This window comes from Pseudomonas sp. PB120, from assembly GCF_009761815.1.
GTDB lineage: Bacteria > Pseudomonadota > Gammaproteobacteria > Pseudomonadales > Pseudomonadaceae > Aquipseudomonas.
Genome location: NZ_RWIN01000036.1, coordinates 58,064 through 77,614, shown reverse-complemented (window position 1 = coordinate 77,614; position 19,551 = coordinate 58,064). Strand labels below are relative to the sequence as shown.

General features: G+C 59.3%; 18 protein-coding genes and 1 pseudogene. 10 read left to right on the top strand and 9 right to left on the bottom strand.

Annotated features, from left to right (window positions below; all coding sequences use genetic code 11):
• Positions 1–77 precede the first annotated feature (77 nt).
• Positions 78–1,511: a PLP-dependent aminotransferase family protein gene (locus EJA72_RS06320; RefSeq protein ID WP_157710643.1), complete on the top strand. Its 1,434-nt coding sequence runs from the start codon at positions 78–80 to the stop codon at positions 1,509–1,511.
• A 59-nt stretch (positions 1,512–1,570) separates the two neighbouring features.
• Positions 1,571–3,139 carry a phospholipase D family protein gene (locus tag EJA72_RS06315; protein ID WP_178129109.1) on the top strand — a complete coding sequence of 523 codons (1,569 nt, stop codon included), beginning with the start codon at positions 1,571–1,573 and terminating at the stop codon, positions 3,137–3,139.
• 151 nt (positions 3,140–3,290) lie between these two features.
• On the opposite strand, the gene EJA72_RS06310 is transcribed toward EJA72_RS06315, so the two are convergent.
• Entirely contained in the window at positions 3,291–4,436 is a 1,146-nt protein-coding gene (locus tag EJA72_RS06310; RefSeq protein ID WP_157710642.1) for an MFS transporter, read from the bottom strand.
• A gap of 250 nt (positions 4,437–4,686) precedes the next feature.
• On the bottom strand, positions 4,687–6,180 hold the full coding sequence (locus EJA72_RS06305) for an aldehyde dehydrogenase (RefSeq protein ID WP_157710641.1): 1,494 nt from the start codon (positions 6,178–6,180) through the stop codon (positions 4,687–4,689).
• Between the two features lie 238 nt (positions 6,181–6,418).
• Between EJA72_RS06305 and EJA72_RS06300 the strand changes: the two genes are divergently transcribed.
• Together EJA72_RS06300 and EJA72_RS06295 are read left to right on the top strand one after the other, a co-directional pair.
• Entirely contained in the window at positions 6,419–6,781 is a 363-nt protein-coding gene (locus EJA72_RS06300) for a cupin domain-containing protein (RefSeq protein WP_157710640.1), read from the top strand.
• Between the two features lie 192 nt (positions 6,782–6,973).
• Positions 6,974–7,249, top strand: a complete 276-nt coding sequence (locus EJA72_RS06295) for a peptidase inhibitor (RefSeq protein WP_157710639.1) — start codon at positions 6,974–6,976, stop codon at positions 7,247–7,249.
• An 81-nt stretch (positions 7,250–7,330) separates the two neighbouring features.
• Here EJA72_RS06295 and rpmG read toward each other — a convergent pair whose 3' ends face one another.
• Positions 7,331–7,486, bottom strand: a complete 156-nt coding sequence (gene rpmG / locus EJA72_RS06290) for a 50S ribosomal protein L33 (RefSeq protein ID WP_007894709.1) — start codon at positions 7,484–7,486, stop codon at positions 7,331–7,333.
• A gap of 11 nt (positions 7,487–7,497) precedes the next feature.
• A complete protein-coding gene (rpmB, locus tag EJA72_RS06285; RefSeq protein WP_003176907.1) occupies positions 7,498–7,731 on the bottom strand; it encodes a 50S ribosomal protein L28 in 234 nt (77 codons plus the stop codon).
• A 447-nt stretch (positions 7,732–8,178) separates the two neighbouring features.
• Between rpmB and EJA72_RS06280 the strand changes: the two genes are divergently transcribed.
• Positions 8,179–9,765, top strand: a complete 1,587-nt coding sequence (locus tag EJA72_RS06280; RefSeq protein ID WP_157710638.1) for an ABC transporter substrate-binding protein — start codon at positions 8,179–8,181, stop codon at positions 9,763–9,765.
• A gap of 113 nt (positions 9,766–9,878) precedes the next feature.
• Here the strand turns inward: EJA72_RS06280 and radC are convergent, their stop codons facing one another.
• Positions 9,879–10,553 carry a DNA repair protein RadC gene (gene radC, locus EJA72_RS06275; protein WP_157710637.1) on the bottom strand — a complete coding sequence of 225 codons (675 nt, stop codon included), beginning with the start codon at positions 10,551–10,553 and terminating at the stop codon, positions 9,879–9,881.
• A 136-nt stretch (positions 10,554–10,689) separates the two neighbouring features.
• Between radC and coaBC the strand changes: the two genes are divergently transcribed.
• From coaBC to argB, 4 genes and pseudogenes are all read left to right on the top strand, one after another.
• Positions 10,690–11,898: a bifunctional phosphopantothenoylcysteine decarboxylase/phosphopantothenate--cysteine ligase CoaBC gene (gene coaBC / locus EJA72_RS06270; RefSeq protein WP_157710636.1), complete on the top strand. Its 1,209-nt coding sequence runs from the start codon at positions 10,690–10,692 to the stop codon at positions 11,896–11,898.
• A gap of 5 nt (positions 11,899–11,903) precedes the next feature.
• Positions 11,904–12,359, top strand: a complete 456-nt coding sequence (gene dut, locus EJA72_RS06265; RefSeq protein ID WP_059403885.1) for a dUTP diphosphatase — start codon at positions 11,904–11,906, stop codon at positions 12,357–12,359.
• A gap of 338 nt (positions 12,360–12,697) precedes the next feature.
• Positions 12,698–14,101, top strand: a pseudogene (locus EJA72_RS06260) (phosphomannomutase/phosphoglucomutase); the annotation flags it as partial.
• A gap of 39 nt (positions 14,102–14,140) precedes the next feature.
• Positions 14,141–15,046: an acetylglutamate kinase gene (gene argB, locus EJA72_RS06255; RefSeq protein ID WP_010465204.1), complete on the top strand. Its 906-nt coding sequence runs from the start codon at positions 14,141–14,143 to the stop codon at positions 15,044–15,046.
• Positions 15,047–15,245: 199 nt separating this feature from the next.
• On the opposite strand, the gene pyrE is transcribed toward argB, so the two are convergent.
• Positions 15,246–15,890, bottom strand: a complete 645-nt coding sequence (pyrE, locus tag EJA72_RS06250) for an orotate phosphoribosyltransferase (protein ID WP_157710634.1) — start codon at positions 15,888–15,890, stop codon at positions 15,246–15,248.
• A gap of 82 nt (positions 15,891–15,972) precedes the next feature.
• Here pyrE and EJA72_RS06245 point away from each other — a divergent pair, with 82 nt between their 5' ends.
• Positions 15,973–16,752, top strand: coding sequence for an exodeoxyribonuclease III (locus tag EJA72_RS06245; protein ID WP_007934608.1), 780 nt, complete (start codon positions 15,973–15,975; stop codon positions 16,750–16,752).
• Positions 16,753–16,849: 97 nt separating this feature from the next.
• On the opposite strand, the gene gltS is transcribed toward EJA72_RS06245, so the two are convergent.
• The 3 genes from gltS to rph form a co-directional block, all read right to left on the bottom strand.
• Positions 16,850–18,055, bottom strand: coding sequence for a sodium/glutamate symporter (gene gltS, locus EJA72_RS06240; RefSeq protein ID WP_157710633.1), 1,206 nt, complete (start codon positions 18,053–18,055; stop codon positions 16,850–16,852).
• Positions 18,056–18,413: 358 nt separating this feature from the next.
• Positions 18,414–18,782, bottom strand: coding sequence for a DUF4870 domain-containing protein (locus EJA72_RS06235; RefSeq protein ID WP_157710632.1), 369 nt, complete (start codon positions 18,780–18,782; stop codon positions 18,414–18,416).
• 28 nt (positions 18,783–18,810) lie between these two features.
• Positions 18,811–19,533, bottom strand: a complete 723-nt coding sequence (gene rph, locus EJA72_RS06230) for a ribonuclease PH (protein WP_157710631.1) — start codon at positions 19,531–19,533, stop codon at positions 18,811–18,813.
• Positions 19,534–19,551 lie beyond the last annotated feature (18 nt).

Sequence of the window (19,551 nt, the reverse complement as noted above, 5' to 3'; positions counted from 1 at the left end):
GCGGTTTTGATCACTGAATCGCGATTTTTCGCCTAATCTGTACTGGTCGACCGAATCATCCCTACCGAGACTGCGCCATGACCCTCTACGTCAATCTCGCCGAGCTGCTCGGCACGCGTATAGAACAGGGCTTCTATCGCCCCGGTGACCGGCTGCCGTCAGTACGGGCGCTGAGCGTCGAACACGGGGTCAGCCTGAGCACTGTGCAGCAGGCCTACCGCGTGCTGGAAGACAGCGGGCTGGCGACGCCGAAACCCAAGTCCGGATATTTCGTGCCGGTCAGCAGAGACCTGCCGGAATTGCCCGCGGTTGGTCGCCCCGCCCAGCGCCCGGTGGATATTTCGCAATGGGATCAGGTGCTGGAACTGATCCGCGCCGTTCCGCGCAAGGATGTGGTGCAACTGGGCCGCGGCATGCCGGACATCACCACGCCGACCATGAAACCGCTGCTGCGCAACCTCGCGCGAATCAGTCGGCGTCAGGACATGCCCGGCCTGTATTACGACAACATTCACGGCACCCTCGAGCTGCGTGAGCAGATTGCCCGCCTGATGCTCGATTCCGGCTGCCAGTTGACGGCCAACGATCTGGTGATCACCACCGGCTGCCACGAAGCGCTGTCTACCAGCATCCGCGCGATCTGCGAACCGGGCGACATCGTCGCGGTGGATTCGCCGAGTTTTCACGGCGCCATGCAAACGCTCAAGGGCTTGAACATGAAAGCCCTGGAAATCCCCACCGACCCGCTCACCGGGATCAGCCTCGACGCATTGGAACTGGCATTGGAACAGTGGCCGATCAAGGCCATACAGTTGACGCCCAACTGTAACAACCCGCTGGGCTACATCATGCCGGAATCGCGCAAACGCGCGTTGTTGACGCTGGCACAACGTTTTGACGTGGCAATTATCGAAGACGATGTGTATGGCGAACTGGCTTACAACTACCCGCGACCGCGCACGATCAAGTCCTTCGATGAAGACGGCAGGGTCCTGCTGTGCAGTTCATTTTCCAAGACGCTGGCGCCGGGCTTGAGGATTGGCTGGGTTGCGCCGGGGCGCTATCTGGAACGCGTCCTGCACATGAAATACATCAGCACCGGCTCCACCGCACCACAACCGCAGATTGCTATCGCTGAATTTCTTAAAGCGGGGCACTTCGAACCGCACTTGCGTCGGATGCGCACGCAATACCAGCGTAATCGCGACCTGATGATCGATTGGGTCACCCGCTATTTCCCGGCCGGCACCCGGGCCAGCCGTCCGCAAGGCAGCTTCATGCTCTGGGTCGAACTGCCGGAAGGCTTCGACACCCTGAAACTGAATCGCGCCCTGCACGACCAAGGCGTACAGATCGCCGTGGGCAGTATTTTTTCCGCCTCCGGCAAGTACCGTAATTGCCTGCGCATGAACTACGCTGCCAAGCCAACACCGCTGATCGAAGAAGCGGTGCGCAAGGTCGGTTCCGCTGCAATCCAGTTATTAGCGCAAACCCACCCCATCACTGACTGACCTTTCTGCGGAAACCAGCGTCATATGCCGACAACAGCCGACAATCGGAACGATCCTACGTGAGAGCCAGACAGCCCCTGCTCGCTTTTCTGCTACTCGCCTCGTTCCTGAGCGGTTGCGCCAGCCTCGACGTTCAACGCCAACCCAGCCAGGCATTACCCGCCAGCGACTCGGCGTTTGGTCGATCAATCCAGGCTCAGGCCGCGCCCCATCAAGGGCAGTCCGGCTTTCGGCTGCTGCCCAACAGCACCGAAGCCTTCACCGCGCGCGCCGAGCTGATCCGCAACGCCCAAAGCAGCCTTGATCTGCAGTACTACATCGTCCATGACGGGATCAGTACACGGATGCTGGTGGACGAGGTGCTCAAGGCTGCCGACCGTGGCGTGCGCGTGCGCATTCTGCTCGACGACACAACCAGCGACGGGCTGGACTGGATTATCGCGACGCTTGCCGCGCATCCGCAGATCCAGATCCGCTTGTTCAACCCCCTGCATTTAGGTCGCAGCACCGGCGTTACGCGGACCATGGGGCGGTTGTTCAACCTGTCGCAGCAGCACCGGCGCATGCACAACAAACTCTGGCTGGCGGACAACAGCGTGGCCATCGTGGGCGGGCGCAACCTGGGCGACGAGTATTTCGATGCCGAACCCAACCTGAATTTCACCGACATCGACATGCTCAGCGTTGGCCCGGTCGCCGAGCAACTGGGGCACAGCTTCGACCAGTACTGGAACAGCGCCCTGAGCAAGCCGATCGACGAATTTCTCTCCAGCAGACCGACCGTCAAGGACCTGGCAAACACCCGGACCCGCCTCGAGGAGTCTCTGGAGGAGACGCGTAAACAGAACCACGCGCTCTACCAGCAGCTGATGACCTACACGACACACCCGCGCATGGACATCTGGCGCCGACAGCTCATCTGGGCCTGGAACCAGGCGCTGTGGGACGCGCCCAGCAAAGTGTTGGCCAAGGGCGAGCCCGACCCGCAGTTGTTGCTGACCACGCAATTGGCGCCTGAGCTCAACGGCGTCCAAAAAGAACTGATCATGATTTCCGCCTATTTCGTACCCGGTCAACCGGGGCTCGTATACCTGACCGGTCGGGCCGATGCGGGTGTCTCGGTGAGCCTGTTGACCAACTCCCTGGAAGCCACCGACGTGCCAGCGGTGCATGGCGGTTACGCGCCGTATCGCAAAGCGCTGCTGGAACATGGCGTGCAGCTGTTCGAATTGCGTCGTCAGCCCGGCAAAGGCGGCGGCAGCGGGCCGCATTTTTTCGCCAGCAAAGCCTCCGAGGGTTCCGATTCCAGCTTGCACAGCAAAGCCATGATCTTCGACCAGCAGAAGTCATTCATCGGCTCGTTCAATTTCGATCCACGTTCAGTGCTGTGGAACACGGAGGTGGGCGTGCTGGTGGACAGTCCGGAACTGGCGAAACATGTCCGGGAACTGGCACTGGAGGGCATGGCGCCGTCCCTGAGTTATCAGGCCAAACTTGAACAGGGACACATCGTCTGGGTCACCGAAGACGACGGAAAGATGCACACCCTGACCCGGGAACCGGGAAGCTGGTGGCGGCGCTTCAATGCCTGGCTGAGCACCACCGTGGGTTTGGAGCGGATGCTCTGAACCTGCATCCACCGCTCCACTGTGGCGAGGGAGCTTGCTCCCGCTGGGTCGCGAAGCGACCCCAATATTCCGGCTGAACGCGGACGCCAAGCGGCGACTGCTGCGCAGTCGAGCGGGAGCAAGCTCCCTCGCCACAGGTTTGCGCAGCGCTCTAGGCCGGCTCGGCTGTCGCGCCGAATGCGCCTTGTCTCGACAGCAGTATCACCAATCCCAACGCCCCGGCCGCCATCAGCAGCGGCAACGCATGCCCACTGATCCACTGGCTGCCGGCACCCGCAGCCAACGGGCCGACCAGGCAACCGATCCCCCACAACTGCGCGATGTGCGCATTGGCCCGCACCAGCGCATCGTCGCGATAGCGCTCGCCGATCAGGATCAATGACAAGGTGAACAAGCCCCCGGCACTGGCGCCGAACAGCACCCACAACGGCCAGATCAGCAACGTGTCGATCAGCAACGGAATCGCAAGACTCGACAGCAACAACACCACCGCGCACCCGGTAAACAGCGTGCGCCGCGACAATCGATCCGCCAGCGCGCCAATCGGCAATTGCAGCAAGGCATCGCCGACTACGACGGTACTGACCATCGCCAGGGCGATCTCTGCCGTGAAACCCTGACGTAAGCAGTACACCGGCAGCAAGGTCAGAATCATCGCTTCAAAGGCTGCGAACAGCGAAACCGCCCAGGCAATTGCCGGCAAGCCTCGGCAGAAGCCCAGCAAGTCGCCGAAGGTCACGCTGCTGGCTTCGCTGGTGGGGGCGCCGCTACGGCCCAGCAACAGCAAGGGCGCCGCCACCAGCAACCCGACGCCAACCCAGAAGCCGTAATCGTGGTCAGTGCCCAGCGCTCCCAGCAGCAGCGGCCCGCCCAGCTGGCTCAACGCGTAGGAGCTGCCGTACAGCGCCACCAATCGCCCGCGCCATTGCTCGACCACCAACTGATTGATCCAGCTTTCACCGAGAATGAAAACGAGGGTCAGCACCACGCCGATCATCAACCGCAGCAGCAGCCAGACCGGATAGCTGGGCAACAGCGCCAGCAAGCCGATGGATAACGCCCCGGCCCACAGGCACAAGCGCATCAGATTGGCCGTGCCGAGACGCGCCGCCAAATGACTGGAAATCTTCGCGCCCAGCAGGACGCCAATGGCTGGCATCGCCGCCATCACGCCGATGGCGAACGAGCCGTAACCCCAGCTTTCCAGGCGAAACGACACCAGCGGCATGCTGACGCCCAGGGCCAGGCCGACACTCAAGACAGACGCCAACACGGCGAAATAAGTCGCCCAACGCATGTTCCACGCTCCTGTGGATATTTTTATACGCAACACAAAACACTGTGGGAGCGAGCCTTTGTGGCGAGGGGATTTATCCCCGTTGGGTCGCGCAGCGGCCCCAAAACCTGCAACAGCGGAGTATCGAAACACCGCATGCACTGGTTTTGCGACTGCTTCGCAGCCGAACGGGGATAAATCCCCTCACCACAAAGGCTCGCTCCCACAGGGGATTTGTTTTGAGCCCCGGCGTAGCCAGGGCTCAGATCAATTACAACTTGATCCAGGTCGCCTTCAGCTCGGTGTACTTGTCGAACGCGTGCAGCGATTTATCGCGGCCGTTGCCCGACTGCTTGAAGCCACCGAACGGCGCAGTCATGTCGCCGCCGTCGTACTGGTTGACCCACACGCTACCGGCACGCAGCGCCCGGGCGGTCAGGTGAGCCTTGGAGATGTCCTTGGTCCACACCGCAGCCGCGAGGCCGTACGGCGTGTCGTTGGCAATCGCAATGGCTTCTTCGGCAGTGTCGAACGCGATAACCGACAACACCGGGCCGAAGATTTCTTCCTGAGCGATTTTCATCGCGTTGCTCACGCCGTCGAAAATCGTCGGCTCAACGTAAGTGCCACCGGTTTCCTGCAGCGTGCGCTTGCCGCCGGCAACCAATTTGGCGCCATCGCTGTGGCCGGATTCGATGTAGGACAGCACGGTGTTCATCTGCTGGGTATCGACCAGCGCCCCGACGTTGGTCGCCGGGTCCAGCGGGTTGCCCGGCTTCCAGGTTTTCAGCGCTTCGATCACCAGCGGCAGGAAAGTGTCCTTGATCGAACGCTCGACCAGCAGACGCGAACCGGCGGTGCAGACTTCGCCCTGGTTGAAGGCAATGGCGCCTGCAGCGGCTTCGGCAGCCTCTTGCAGGTTCGGTGCATCGGCGAACACGATGTTCGGGCTCTTGCCGCCAGCTTCGAGCCAGACGCGCTTCATGTTCGATTCGCCCGAGTAGATCAGCAATTGCTTGGCGATCTTGGTCGAACCGGTGAACACCAGCGTGTCGACATCATTGTGCAGGGCCAGGGCCTTGCCGACAGTGTGACCGTAGCCTGGCAGGACGTTCAGCACGCCTTTCGGAATACCGGCTTCGACAGCCAGGGCAGCGATGCGGATGGCGGTCAGTGGCGATTTTTCCGACGGCTTGAGGATCACCGAGTTACCGGTGGACAGCGCCGGGCCGAGTTTCCAGCAGGCCATCATCAACGGGAAGTTCCACGGCACGATGGCACCAACGACGCCCACCGGCTCGCGGGTCACCAGGCCCAGTTGGTCGTGCGGGGTGGCGGCGACTTCGTCGTAGATCTTGTCGATGGCCTCGCCGCTCCAGCTCAGGGCTTGCGCCGCGCCGGGAACGTCGATGTACAGGGAATCGCTGATCGGCTTGCCCATGTCCAGGGTTTCAAGCAGTGCGAGTTCTTCGGCGTGCTGTTTGAGCAGGCCGGCAAACCGGATCATGGTGGCTTTGCGTTTGGTCGGCGCCAGGCGTGACCACACGCCGGAATTGAACGTAGCGCGAGCGTTTTCAACAGCGCGCTGGGCGTCGGCGGCGTCACAGCTGGCAATCTTGCCCAGCAGACGGCCATCGACCGGGCTGATGCACTCGAAGGTCTCGCTGGAGACGGCATCGGTGTATTCGCCATTGATGTAGGCGCGGCCTTCGATCTTCAGATCGCGAGCCCGTTGTTCCCAATCGGCACGAGTCAGGGTGGTCATTCGAGTGTCCTCCTCTTGTTGAATACGAGCGCGCCGCGTTCTTCGCGGGCGTCCCCAGGAATTCTGCCCGGCCAGCCTGCTTTTCGGCCCAAGGCAACCGCCACCCTAAACCAGCGGCAGGTGAAGTTTCAATATATTTGACATAAGGCCGTCAAACGGCCTTGCGATGTTCATTTTAATAAACATAGACTTTGGTTCAAACCAACCACTCGCACCGCAATGACGGGGGAATACAACAATGAGCATCCAGAACATCGTCGACTTCAGCCAGGCCACTACCGAGCCCGAGCGCTACCGGCCAGACCCGGCGAAAGTCCTCAAGGGCGACCCCGAGCAAGCGGTGTACAACCACTACAACAGCCCTTGCGGTCAGTTGAATGCTGGCGTCTGGGAAGGCGCTGTCGGCCAGTGGCATGTGAACTTCACCGAGCACGAATACTGCGAAATCGTCCAAGGCGTTTCAGTGTTGCGCGACAACGACGGCAACAGCAAGACCGTGCGCGCGGGTGATCGCTTTGTGATTCCGGCCGGATTCCGAGGCACCTGGGAAGTGCTGGAGCCGTGCCGCAAGATTTATGTGGCGTTTGAACAGAAGGCTTGAACTGCAGCCGATGCCTCACACGTAAATGTAAAAGGCCCGCATCTCGAGATGCGGGCCTTTTACATTTTCAATCGAACAGGAAAAGGTCACGCGATAAATAATTACCGCACCCAATCGTTGCTTATGGCGAATGCTGGTATCGCTCCGGACGAAGGGAGCCTCGATACCTCATTCCCAAGGAAGCGAATACGCATGAACAGGATTTCAACCACTGCCTTACTGGCGACTCTTACCTTCGCAGTCACCTTACTACCCGCACATGCGGAAGGGCCGGCACCGCAATGCTATGCACAGCGAGCGGACTTTCTCATCGGCAAGCGCCTGACACGTGAAGTCAGGGAGCAGGCTCGCGTAGCGGCGCGTGCGAATACCGTCACAGTCAACTCGCTTAGCCAGGATTTTGACCCCGATCGCCTTCGTATCATTACCGATTTCGACGAGGTCATTACGCGAATGTACTGCGGCTGATGACTAGCCCACCCCGACACAGGCAACAAAAAAGGCCCGTATCTCGCGATACGGGCCTTTTTCGTAAGAGAGAAAAATCAATTACTTGATTTTGCCTTCTTTGTAGATCACGTGCTTGCGAACAACCGGATCAAATTTCTTGATCTCGATTTTGTCCGGAGTAGTGCGCTTGTTCTTGTCGGTAGTGTAGAAGTGACCAGTACCGGCGCTCGAAATCAAACGAATCAATTCACGCATGATTAGCTCCCTTAGATCTTGCCAGCGGCGCGGATTTCGGCCAGCACGACAGTGATGCCACGCTTGTCGATGATGCGCATGCCTTTGGCAGATACGCGCAGACGCACGAAACGTTTCTCTTCTTCAACCCAGAAGCGGTGATGCTGCAGGTTCGGCAGGAAACGACGACGGGTTTTGTTATTTGCGTGGGAAATGTTATTCCCAGTCACCGGACCCTTACCGGTAACTTGACAGACTCTCGACATGCCTCAGCCCTCTAAAACCACATGCCCAACCCGGCATGGGTTGGCCGCTTAATCTCTCAGTCATTTGGCGCCAGGCGCCGCGTTTCTTTAGGGGTCTTACCGGCTACACCTACAAACGAAGGAACCGGGCCCCTAGAAAAGAGCGCTGCTTTATACCAGAAAGACTAGAGAGCAACAACATTCTGTGTGCGTCGAGCTGATAAAAACCCCATTTTTCGGGCGCCAAGCGCCTTGGATAAAGGCTGTCGTCGCTAGAGACCGCTCGTCGCAGAGAATCGGCCGACACGCCAATCCGGGATTTTTTCCAGCCGACCCGCACCGAAAACAATCGCCTATAGTCCCCTTAAAATGAAAAAGGGGATAGTCATTTGCAAAAGAGCCCACTAGGGTAAGCCTTTTCCAGACTGCACTTGCAGATGGGCCTTCGTTCTGTAAAGGAATTCGACCATGCGCCTCGCTGCCCTACCGCTGTTGCTCGCCCCTCTTCTGCTGAGCCCATTGGCCCATGCGGCCGCACTAAGTGTCTGCACCGAGGCCAGCCCCGAAGGGTTCGACGTAGTGCAATACAACTCGCTGACCACCACCAATGCCTCCGCCGATGTGCTGATGAACCGCCTGGTGGACTTCGATACCGCCAGCGGCAAAGTGGTCGGCAGCCTGGCGGACAGTTGGGAAATCAGTCCCGACGGCCTGACGTACGTCTTCAAACTGCACCCGCAGGTGAAATTCCACCGCACCGAGTACTTCAGCCCGACGCGTGAACTCACCGCGGAGGACGTGAAATTCAGCTTCGACCGCATGCTCGACCCGGCACACCCTTGGCACAAAGTGGCCCAGAGCGGCTTCCCGCACGCTCAATCGATGCAATTGCCTACGCTGATCAAGAAGATCGACGCCCTCGACCCGCTGACCGTGCGCTTCACCCTTGATCACCCGGACTCGACGTTCCTCGCGACCCTCAGCATGGGCTTCGCCTCGATCTACTCCGCCGAATACGCCGACAAATTGCTCAAGGCCGATGCCACGGAGAAGCTCAATAGCCAGCCCATTGGCACCGGCCCCTTCGTTTTCACGCGCTTCCAGAAAGATGCCTCGATTCGCTACAAGGCCAATCTTGACTACTTTGGCGGCAAGCCCTCCGTCGATCCGCTCATCTTTGCCATTACGCCGGATGCCAACGTACGGCTGCAGAAACTGCGCCGCAACGAGTGCCAGATTGCCCTGTCGCCTAAACCATTGGACGTACAGGCTGCACTGAAAGAGCCGACCCTGAAAGTCGAAAAAACTGACGCCTTCATGACCGCGTTCGTCGGCATCAACAGCCAGCACCCGCCCCTGGATAAACCGGAAGTGCGCCAGGCCATCAACCTCGCGTTCGACAAGGCCAACTACATCAAAGCCGTGTTCGAAGACACCGCCGAACCCGCCAACGGCCCGTACCCGCCCAATACCTGGAGTTACGCCAAAGGCTTGCCGGGCTACCCGCATGACGTTGAAAAGGCCAAGGCATTGATGGCCAAGGCCGGGCTCAAGGACGGTTTCCAGACCACCATCTGGACCCGCCCTTCCGGCAGCCTGCTCAATCCGAACCCGAGCCTCGGCGCTCAATTGCTCCAGTCCGACCTCGCGGAAATCGGCATTCAGGCCGAGATTCGTGTGATCGAATGGGGCGAACTGATCCGCCGCGCCAAGGCCGGCGAGCATGACCTGCTGTTCATGGGCTGGGCTGGCGACAACGGCGACCCGGACAACTTCCTCACGCCGCAGTTTTCCTGCGCGGCGGTCAAGTCCGGCACCAACTTCGCCCGTTACTGCAACCAGGACCTCGACAAGCTGATCAGCGCCGGCAAGACCACGGGCGAGCAAGGTGTGCGCACCAAGCTTTATGAGCAGGCTCAAGCACAGATCCAGCAACAGGCGCTGTGGTTGCCGCTGGCGCACCCGACCGCTTTCGCGTTGACGCGCAAAGACGTCGAGGGCTACACGGTCAGCCCGTTTGGTCGCCAGGACTACTCCAAGGTCAACCTCAAATAACCGCCACACCACAAAACCTTGTAGGAGCGAGCTTGCTCGCGAAAAACGGCAGACAACGCGGGGCACTAGACACCCTGCGTCATCGTTGACGTTCTTCGCGAGCAAGCTCGCTCCTACATCCACCCATATTCAGCCATCGACAGCGGATCGCCATCGCCGATGATGAAATGGTCGAGCACCCGCACATCAACCAGCTCCAGCGCCTCTTGCAGGCGCTTGGTCAGTTTTCGATCAGCCTGACTCGGGTCAGAATTGCCTGACGGATGGTTGTGGCAAAGGATCAAGGCCGCAGCGTTATGGGCCAAAGCGCGCTTGACCACTTGGCGCGGATAAACACTGGTGCAGTCGATAGAACCGCGAAACAGCGATTCAAACGCCAGCACTCGGTGTTTCGAATCCAGAAACAGGCAGCCAAATACCTCATGAGGCTCGTGTCGCAGCATCGATTTGAGGTAATCACGCACCACCAGCGGATTCTCCAGCACCGAGCTGTGCTGCAAGCGCTCCGCCAGATGCCGACGAGCCATTTCCAACACGGCCTGCAACTGCGCAAATTTTGCCGGCCCGAGCCCCAGCCGCCCGCTGAACGCCTGTAGATCGGCCTCAAGCAATGCGCGCAGGCTGCCGAACTCATTCAACAGGTGCCGCGCCAGATCCACCGCGCTTTTGCCCGACACGCCGGTGCGTAAAAAAATCGCCAGCAACTCGGCGTCTGAAAGGCTCGCCGAGCCCAGCTCCAGCAACCTCTCCCGTGGACGTTCGGCCGCCGGCCAATCGCGAATACTCATAGCACCTCCCTGGTATGTGGGCGCCGCTGTTCCGTAGCGGTCGCTGTGATATCGTAGCCCATCTTTTTTGCGGGCGATTTCATCCCTGGGGAGGGGGTATCGCCATGCAGTCACCATCGAATTGAAAGGCAGGCCTATGCAGCGGCTGTATCGGAAACGCATCGTTCTGGGCGTCGGCGGCGGTATCGCTGCCTACAAGAGCGCCGACCTGGTTCGCCGTCTGATCGACCAGGGCGCCGAAGTGCGCGTGGTCATGACCCGTGGCGGTAGCGAATTCATCACTCCACTGACCATGCAGGCCTTGTCCGGGCATCCGGTCCACCTCGACCTGCTCGACCCGGCGGCAGAAGCAGCCATGGGGCACATCGAGCTGGCCAAGTGGGCCGACATGGTGCTGATCGCCCCCGCGACGGCGGACCTGATCGCCCGTCTGGCCCAGGGCATTGCCGACGACCTGCTGACCACGCTGGTGCTCGCCACCGACGCGGTGGTCGCCGTCGCCCCGGCGATGAACCAGGCCATGTGGCGCGATCCGGCGACCCAGGCCAACCTGCAAACCCTCGAAAGCCGTGGCATCAAAGCCTTCGGCCCAGCCTCTGGCAGCCAGGCCTGCGGTGACGTCGGCCTTGGTCGCATGCTCGAAGCCGTCGAACTGGCCCAATGCGCGGCGGACTGCTTCAAGCGCCAGGTGCTGACCGGCAAACACGTGCTGATCACCGCCGGCCCGACCCAGGAAAACATCGACCCGGTGCGCTACATCACCAACCACAGCTCCGGCAAAATGGGCTTTGCCCTGGCCGAAGCCGCAGTGGAAGCCGGCGCCCGCGTGACCCTGATCACCGGCCCGGTGCACCTCCCGACCCCGGATCGCGTCACCCGCATCGACGTGGTCAGCGCCCGCGACATGCTCGCCGCCTGCGAAGCCGCGATCCCTTGCGATCTGTTTATCGCCTCGGCGGCCGTCGCGGACTACCGCCCGGAAGTCGTCGCCCCACAGAAACTCAAGAAGGATCCTACGAACGGCGACGGCTTGTTGCTACAAATGGTGCGCAACCCAGACATTCTGGCCAGCATCGCCACGCGCCCCGACCGTCCGTTCAGTGTTGGTTTTGCCGCTGAGACCGAACACCTGCTCGACTACGCTGCCCGCAAGTTGAAAGACAAAAACCTCGATTTGATCGTCGCCAACGACGTCGCCAACCCAAGCATTGGCTTCAACAGCGAAGAAAACGCCTGCAGCGTTATCGACCGCGAGCTTCACGCCACAGTTTTCGCCCAGACCAGCAAGAGCAAAATTGCTCGCCAGCTGATCACTTTTATCGCCGAACGTCTGAACCAGGTTTAATTTACATGCACGCTTTGCAAGCCAAAATCCTCGACCCTCGCATCGGTACCGAATTCCCGCTGCCGCAATACGCCACCCCGGGCTCCGCCGGCCTCGACCTGCGCGCCATGCTGGAAAAAGACACCGTGATCAAGCCGGGTGAAACCGTGCTCATTCCGACCGGCCTGTCCGTTTATATTGGCGATCCAGGGTTGGCGGCGCTGATTCTGCCGCGGTCCGGCCTGGGCCATAAACACGGCATCGTGCTGGGCAACCTGGTCGGTTTGATCGACTCGGATTACCAGGGGCCGCTGATGGTGTCCTGCTGGAACCGTGGCCAGACCGATTTCAACATGGTAGTCGGCGAGCGCCTGGCTCAGTTGGTACTGGTGCCGGTGGTGCAGGCGCACTTCGAGATGGTCGAAGAGTTCGTCGAAACCGAACGCGGCGCGGGCGGTTTCGGACACTCCGGCAGTCATTGATACACGGCGCCTCATCTCATTGCCTGCCAGAAATTTATTGTGGGAGCCAGCCTGCTGGCGATGAGGCCGGCGCGTTCGATACAAGTGTCGCCTGCCTGCCAGCCCGCTATCGCGAGCAGGCTCACTCCCACAGGTTTTGAGCTGAAAATTGCACGGCGGTCATCTGCAAGGTTTAACACTTGAAATCAAGGCATTGACCGGCCAAATGCTAACGGAAACCAGTGGCATGGCCTTTTCGCACCACGAACTCTCTGTGAAAAACGCCGTCATACCTTCAGTTTGAGCCTGCCGACGAAAGATTCGATGGCAGGTCCAGCCACTTTCGAGATGGAGCATTTCCGCAGATGAGCACCCCCGCACGCATCGCCCCCAAGTTCCCCGACAGCATTTTCCGCGCCTACGACATTCGCGGCACTGTCCCGGAATTCCTGAACGCTGAAACCGCTTATTGGCTCGGTCGCGCCATCGGCGCCCAGAGCCTGGCCCAGGATGAACCGAATGTTTCCGTTGGCCGCGACGGTCGCCTGTCCGGCCCGGAACTGGTCGAGCAATTGATCAAAGGCCTGGCCGAGGCCGGTTGCCACGTCAGCGATGTCGGCCTGGTGCCAACCCCTGCGCTGTATTACGCCGCCAACGTACTGGCCGGCAAATCGGGCGTGATGCTGACCGGCAGCCACAACCCGTCGAACTACAACGGCTTCAAGATCGTCATCGCCGGCGATACCTTGGCCAACGAACAGATCCAGGCCCTGCATGACCGTCTCAAGACCAGCAACCTGAGCAGCGGCAAGGGCAGCATCACCCAGGTCGACATCCTCGACCGCTACAACACCGAAATCATCCAGGACATCAAACTGGCGCGTCGCCTGAAAGTCGTGGTCGACTGTGGCAACGGCGCGGCCGGCGTGATCGCCCCGCAACTGATCGAAGCGCTGAACTGCGAAGTTATCCCGCTGTTCTGCGAAGTGGACGGCAACTTCCCGAACCATCACCCGGACCCGGGCAAACCTGAAAACCTCGTCGACCTGATCGCCAAGGTCAAGGAAACCAACGCCGACATCGGCCTGGCGTTCGACGGCGACGGCGACCGCGTTGGCGTGGTGACCAACACGGGCAGCATCGTCTACCCGGACCGCCTGCTGATGCTGTTCGCCCGCGATGTGCTGGCGCGTAACGCTGACGCGGAAATCATCTTCGACGTCAAATGCACCCGCCGCCTGACGCCGCTGATCAAGGAATACGGCGGTCGTCCGCTCATGTGGAAGACCGGTCATTCGTTGATCAAAAAGAAAATGAAGCAAACCGGTGCCCTGTTGGCCGGTGAAATGAGCGGGCACATCTTTTTCAAGGAACGCTGGTTCGGTTTCGACGACGGCATTTACAGCGCCGCACGCCTGCTGGAAATCCTCAGCAAAGAAAAATCCACCGCGGAAGAGCTGTTTGCGACCTTCCCGAATGATATTTCTACGCCGGAAATCAATATCCATGTGACCGAAGAGAGCAAATTCAGCATCATTGATGCACTGCACGACGCGAAGTGGGGCGAAGGCGCTGACCTGACTACCATTGACGGCGTGCGAGTCGACTACGCCAAAGGCTGGGGCCTGGTGCGCGCATCCAACACCACACCGGTGCTGGTGCTGCGTTTCGAGGCCGATGACGAGGCGGAACTGCAGCGCATCAAGGACGTTTTCAAAGTCCAGTTGAAGCGTGTTGCACCTGATCTCCAACTACCGTTTTGATTTATTGAAGCGCCTTTTATCGAAGTGCCGGAGCCCTGAATGACCCTCGAACGCGAAGCCGCCGCCAACACCGCCAAGGTCCTGTCCGAAGCGCTGCCTTACATTCGCCGCTATGTCGGCAAGACGCTGGTGATCAAATACGGCGGCAACGCGATGGAGAGCGAGGAGCTGAAAACCGGCTTCGCCCGCGACATCGTGCTGATGAAGGCCGTCGGGATTAACCCGGTCGTGGTTCACGGCGGCGGCCCGCAGATCGGCGACCTGCTCAAGCGCCTGTCGATCGAAAGCCACTTCATCGATGGGATGCGTGTTACTGACGCGCAGACCATGGACGTGGTGGAAATGGTTCTCGGTGGCCAAGTCAACAAGGACATCGTCAACCTGATCAACCGTCATGGCGGCAGCGCCATCGGCCTGACCGGTAAAGACGCCGAGCTAATTCGTGCGAAAAAGCTCACCGTGACCCGTCAGACGCCGGAGATGACCCAGCCGGAAATCATCGACATCGGCCAGGTCGGCGAAGTGGTCGGCATCAACACCGACTTGCTGAACCTGCTGGTCAAGGGTGACTTCATTCCCGTGATCGCGCCGATCGGCGTTGGCGCCAATGGTGAGTCGTACAACATCAACGCGGATCTGGTAGCCGGCAAGGTCGCCGAAGCGTTGAAAGCTGAAAAGCTGATGCTGCTGACCAACATCGCCGGCCTGATGGACAAGTCGGGCACGGTCCTGACCGGCCTGACCACGCAGCAGGTCGACGAACTGATCGCCGACGGCACCATCTACGGCGGCATGCTGCCGAAGATTCGTTGCGCGCTGGAAGCGGTTCAGGGCGGCGTGGGCAGCTCACTGATCATCGATGGTCGGGTACCGAACGCGATTCTGCTGGAAATCTTCACCGATACCGGTGTGGGCACCTTGATCAGCAATCGCAAGCGTCACTAAGCGATTGCACACATAAAAAGACCCCGCTCAGCCTGGCTGAGCGGGGTCTTTTTTTTCGAGCGTATGGCATTGCCTATTGTGGCGAGGGAGCTTGCTCCCGCTGGGCTGCGCAGCAGTCCCAATGTTTTTGGGGCCGCTTCGCGCCCCAGCGGGAGCAAGCTCCCTCGCCACAAAAGCCCACCCCACAAGGGGATGGCGATTACACGCCGAATTGGGCGCGGTACGCTTCAACGGCAGGCAAATGCTGCTTGAGCTGCGGGTCATCGGCCAGGAATTCCAGCACCTGGTTCAACGAAACGATGCTGATCACCGGAATACCGAAGTCGCGCTCCACTTCCTGGATCGCCGACAGCTCCCCATTGCCACGCTCTTGACGGTTGAGGGCGATCAGCACGCCTGTCGCCTTGGCGCCGTCCTGGGAAGCGATGATCTGCATCACTTCGCGAATGGCCGTGCCAGCGGTGATCACGTCGTCGATGATCAGTACGTCACCGGTCAGCGGAGCGCCAACCAGGCTGCCGCCTTCGCCGTGGGCCTTGGCTTCCTTGCGGTTGAAGCACCATGGCAGGTCGCGACCATGATGTTCAGCCAACGCCACTGCCGTGGTCGCCGCCAAAGGGATGCCTTTGTAGGCCGGACCGAACAGCACGTCGAACGCAATACCGCTCTCGGCAATGGCCGCTGCGTAGAAACGACCCAGCTGCGCCAGGGCCGAACCCGAGTTGAACAACCCGGCGTTGAAGAAGTAAGGACTGGTACGCCCGGACTTCAGGGTGAACTCACCGAAGCGCAAAACGCCGCGATCGATGGCAAAACGAATGAAATCGCGCTGATACGCTTGCATGAAAAAAACCCCAAATACCACGGATTTAGCTAATTAGGTTGACGCCGTGTATCATACACGCACGCGATTTTTGGGGCCATTTATGCGGATCATCAGTGTGAACGTCAATGGTATTCAGGCTGCAGTGGAGCGAGGGTTGCTCAGTTGGCTGCAAGCACAGAATGCCGACGTCATCTGCCTGCAGGACACCCGCGCCTCCGCCTTTGAACTGGACGATCCAGCCTTCCAACTGGATGGCTACTTCCTTTATGCCTGCGAAGCCGAAGTTCCCGCCCAGGGTGGCGTGGCTTTGTATTCGCGGTTGCAACCGAAGGCTGTCATCAGCGGTCTCGGTTTCGAGACGGCCGACCGCTACGGGCGCTACCTGCAAGCCGATTTCGATAAGGTCAGCATCGCGACCTTGCTGCTCCCTTCGGGGCAGAACGGCGATGAAGACTTGAACCAGAAGTTCAAGCTAATGGACGATTTCGCCCGTTATCTGGATAAACAGCGACGCAAACGTCGCGAGTACATTTACTGTGGCTCGCTGTACGTGGCGCAACAGAAGCTGGATATCAAGAACTGGCGCGACAGCCAGCAATCCCCGGGCTTCCTGGCACCTGAACGTGCCTGGATGGACGAGATTGTCGGCAACATGGGTTATGTCGATGCCCTGCGCGAAGTCAGCCGTGAAGGCGACCAGTACAGCTGGTGGCCAGACAACGAACAGGCCGAAATGCTCAACCTTGGCTGGCGTTTCGACTATCAGCTGCTGACTCCTGGCCTGCGGCGCTTTGTTCGCAGCGCGCGCTTGCCACGTCAGCCACGGTTCTCGCAGCATGCACCGCTGATCGTGGACTACGACTGGACGCTGACCATCTGAGTGGGGTTCGCTGACACGAAAGCCGATTGAAAAAATGCCCGTATCGCAAGATACGGGCTTTTTTTTGTGCGCTCTTTCAGGCTAAGAGGCCTGAACTTCAAACAGCAGCAAAAAACGGCAGCGCAAGGTAAAACTTGATCACGATGACGTTAATGATGTCGATAAAGAACGCTCCCACCATGGGCACCACCAGGAACGCCAACTGCGATGGCCCGTAGCGCTGAGTCACCGCCTGCATGTTGGCGATGGCCGTGGGTGTGGCACCCAGTCCAAAACCGCAGTGCCCTGCCGCCAATACTGCCGCATCATAGTTGCTGCCCATGACCCTGAACGTCACGAAAATCGCAAACAGCGCCATGAGCAATGTCTGCGCAGCCAGGATGATAAAGAACGGCAACGCCAGTGCTGCCAGGTCCCACAGTTTGAGAGACATCAAGGCAATCGCCAGAAACAGCGACAAACTGACATTCCCCAGCACGGAGACTTCACGCTCAAACACCTGGTACAGGCCAAGCGCTGAAAGCCCGTTGCGCAAAATCACACCCACGAACAAGACACAGACGAACGTCGGCAGCTCAAATGCGCTTCCTTGAAGCAGCCCATTCAGTAAATTGCCTGCCAGCAAGCTGACGGCGATCAGAGCCAGAGTCTCGATAAATGAGAATGGCGTGATCGAGCGTTCTTTGTTGGGTTGTTCGAAACCCTTGGGCAGGCGCGGTTTTTCTTGCTCGCAACCGGGCGCCCTAACACGCTTGATGAGCAGGCGAGCGACGGGGCCACCAATCAAGCCGCCCAGCACCAGGCCGAACGTCGCAGAGGCCATCGCAAGCTCGGAGGCGGAAGCCAGACCGAACTTCTCACTGAACGTCGCGCCCCACGCAGCGCCTGTACCATGCCCACCCGCCAGCGTAATCGAACCTGTCAGCAGGCCCATCAAAGGATCAAGCCCCAACATCGTTGCGAGCCCGATGCCCATGGCATTTTGCAGCACCAGCAGCCCGGTGACCGTCAGCACAAAAATCCCGACGATGCGCCCTCCCTTCTTCAGGCTGGCGAAGTCTGCACTCAAGCCAATGGTGGCAAAAAACGCCAACATCAGGGGCGTCTGCAGTGAAGTGTCAAATCGAACGTGTATATCGAAGGCACGTAAAGCCAAGAGCATCAGGGCAACTACCAAGCCGCCGGCTACAGGTTCGGGGATATTGTAAGTGCGTAAGAAACCGACACGAGTGACAAGTCCGCGCCCTAATAAAAGGACTAATGAGGCGGCCACAAGTGTTCCGTAAAAATCGAGCTGAATCATTTAGGAATTCTTGGATATATATTCAGAGACGAACTTTTTACCTGGGCACGCCTCTCGAACAGATTGATTCGTATCAACCCTTATTGGTTTTAAATTCAGGATCCGTCAATGGTCTGAATGAGTCGAAATATTTCTTGATAAATATAACTTGGGGCAACCTTATCAATCGACAAGTCGCATTGCCAAGCACTTAGGCGGTGCTAAAGCAGTGCAGTTGTGACTAAAAGTGTAAGGAAGATAGATACAAGAATATTGACTAAAGGACGCGCGCCTATCAGCACGCAGAGAGTTTTATCTAATTACAAAAAAGCCAATGCCCCGACAAGCCAAGGCATTGGCTTTAACAGCAACGTCGCAGTTACTTGATCAAGCGCCAAGTGAACGGATACCGATAAGGCACCCCCTCATTGGCTTTCACACCCGCAATGATCGTCAGCACCAACGCACCCATTGCGACCAGACCGAACATGAAGAACCCGATGATGACCACCATCAGCAGAAAGCAAATGGCGGAGACAATGGCGACGGTGATCTGAAAGTTCAGCGCCTCCTTGCCCTGTGCGTCGACGAAGGGGTCCATCTCGCGCTTCATCTGCCAGAGAATCAGCGGGCCGATCAGCGTACCGAACGGAATCCAGATCCCCAGCAAGGCGGACAAGTGACAAAACATTGCCCACTGCCGAACTTCTTTGCTCGGCGTGGGAAGCAACCCTTGCTCATCACTCATGACGTCCTCCTTGCGTGGAGCGGTCCGATCAGTCGGCCAGTGCAGCCTGTTGCAGTTCGAAGATCTCGGTCATGCCTTTCTTCGCCAGTTCCAGCATGGCGTTCAGCTCTTCCGGCTGGAACGGCGCGCCTTCGGCAGTGCCCTGGACTTCAATGAAGCCGCCAGTGCTGGTCATCACCACGTTCAGGTCCGTCTCGGCAGCCGAGTCTTCCAGGTAGTCGAGGTCGAGCACTGGCTCGCCTTGGTACATGCCGACCGAAACGGCCGCGATCATTTGTTTCAGCGGATCGCCGCCTTTCAGGCCGCCGCGCTTCTTGATCACTTTCAAGGCATCGACCAGCGCAACCATGGCGCCGGTGATCGACGCGGTGCGGGTGCCACCGTCAGCCTGGATCACGTCGCAGTCGACGTACAGGGTGACGTCGCCCAGCTTGGACATGTCCAGCGAAGCGCGCAGGGAGCGGCCGATCAGGCGCTGGATTTCCAGCGTACGACCGCCTTGTTTACCACGGCTCGCTTCACGCTGGTTACGCTCGCCGGTGGCGCGCGGCAGCATGCCGTATTCGGCGGTCAACCAGCCTTGACCCTGGCCTTTCAGGAAACGCGGCACGCCATTTTCGACGCTGACGGTGCAGATGACCTTGGTATCACCGAACTCGACCAGTACAGATCCCTCGGCGTGTTTGGTGTAGTTGCGGGTAATGCGGATCGAGCGGAGCTGATCGGCAGCGCGACCACTTGGACGTTTCATAGGGAATACCTGTACGGG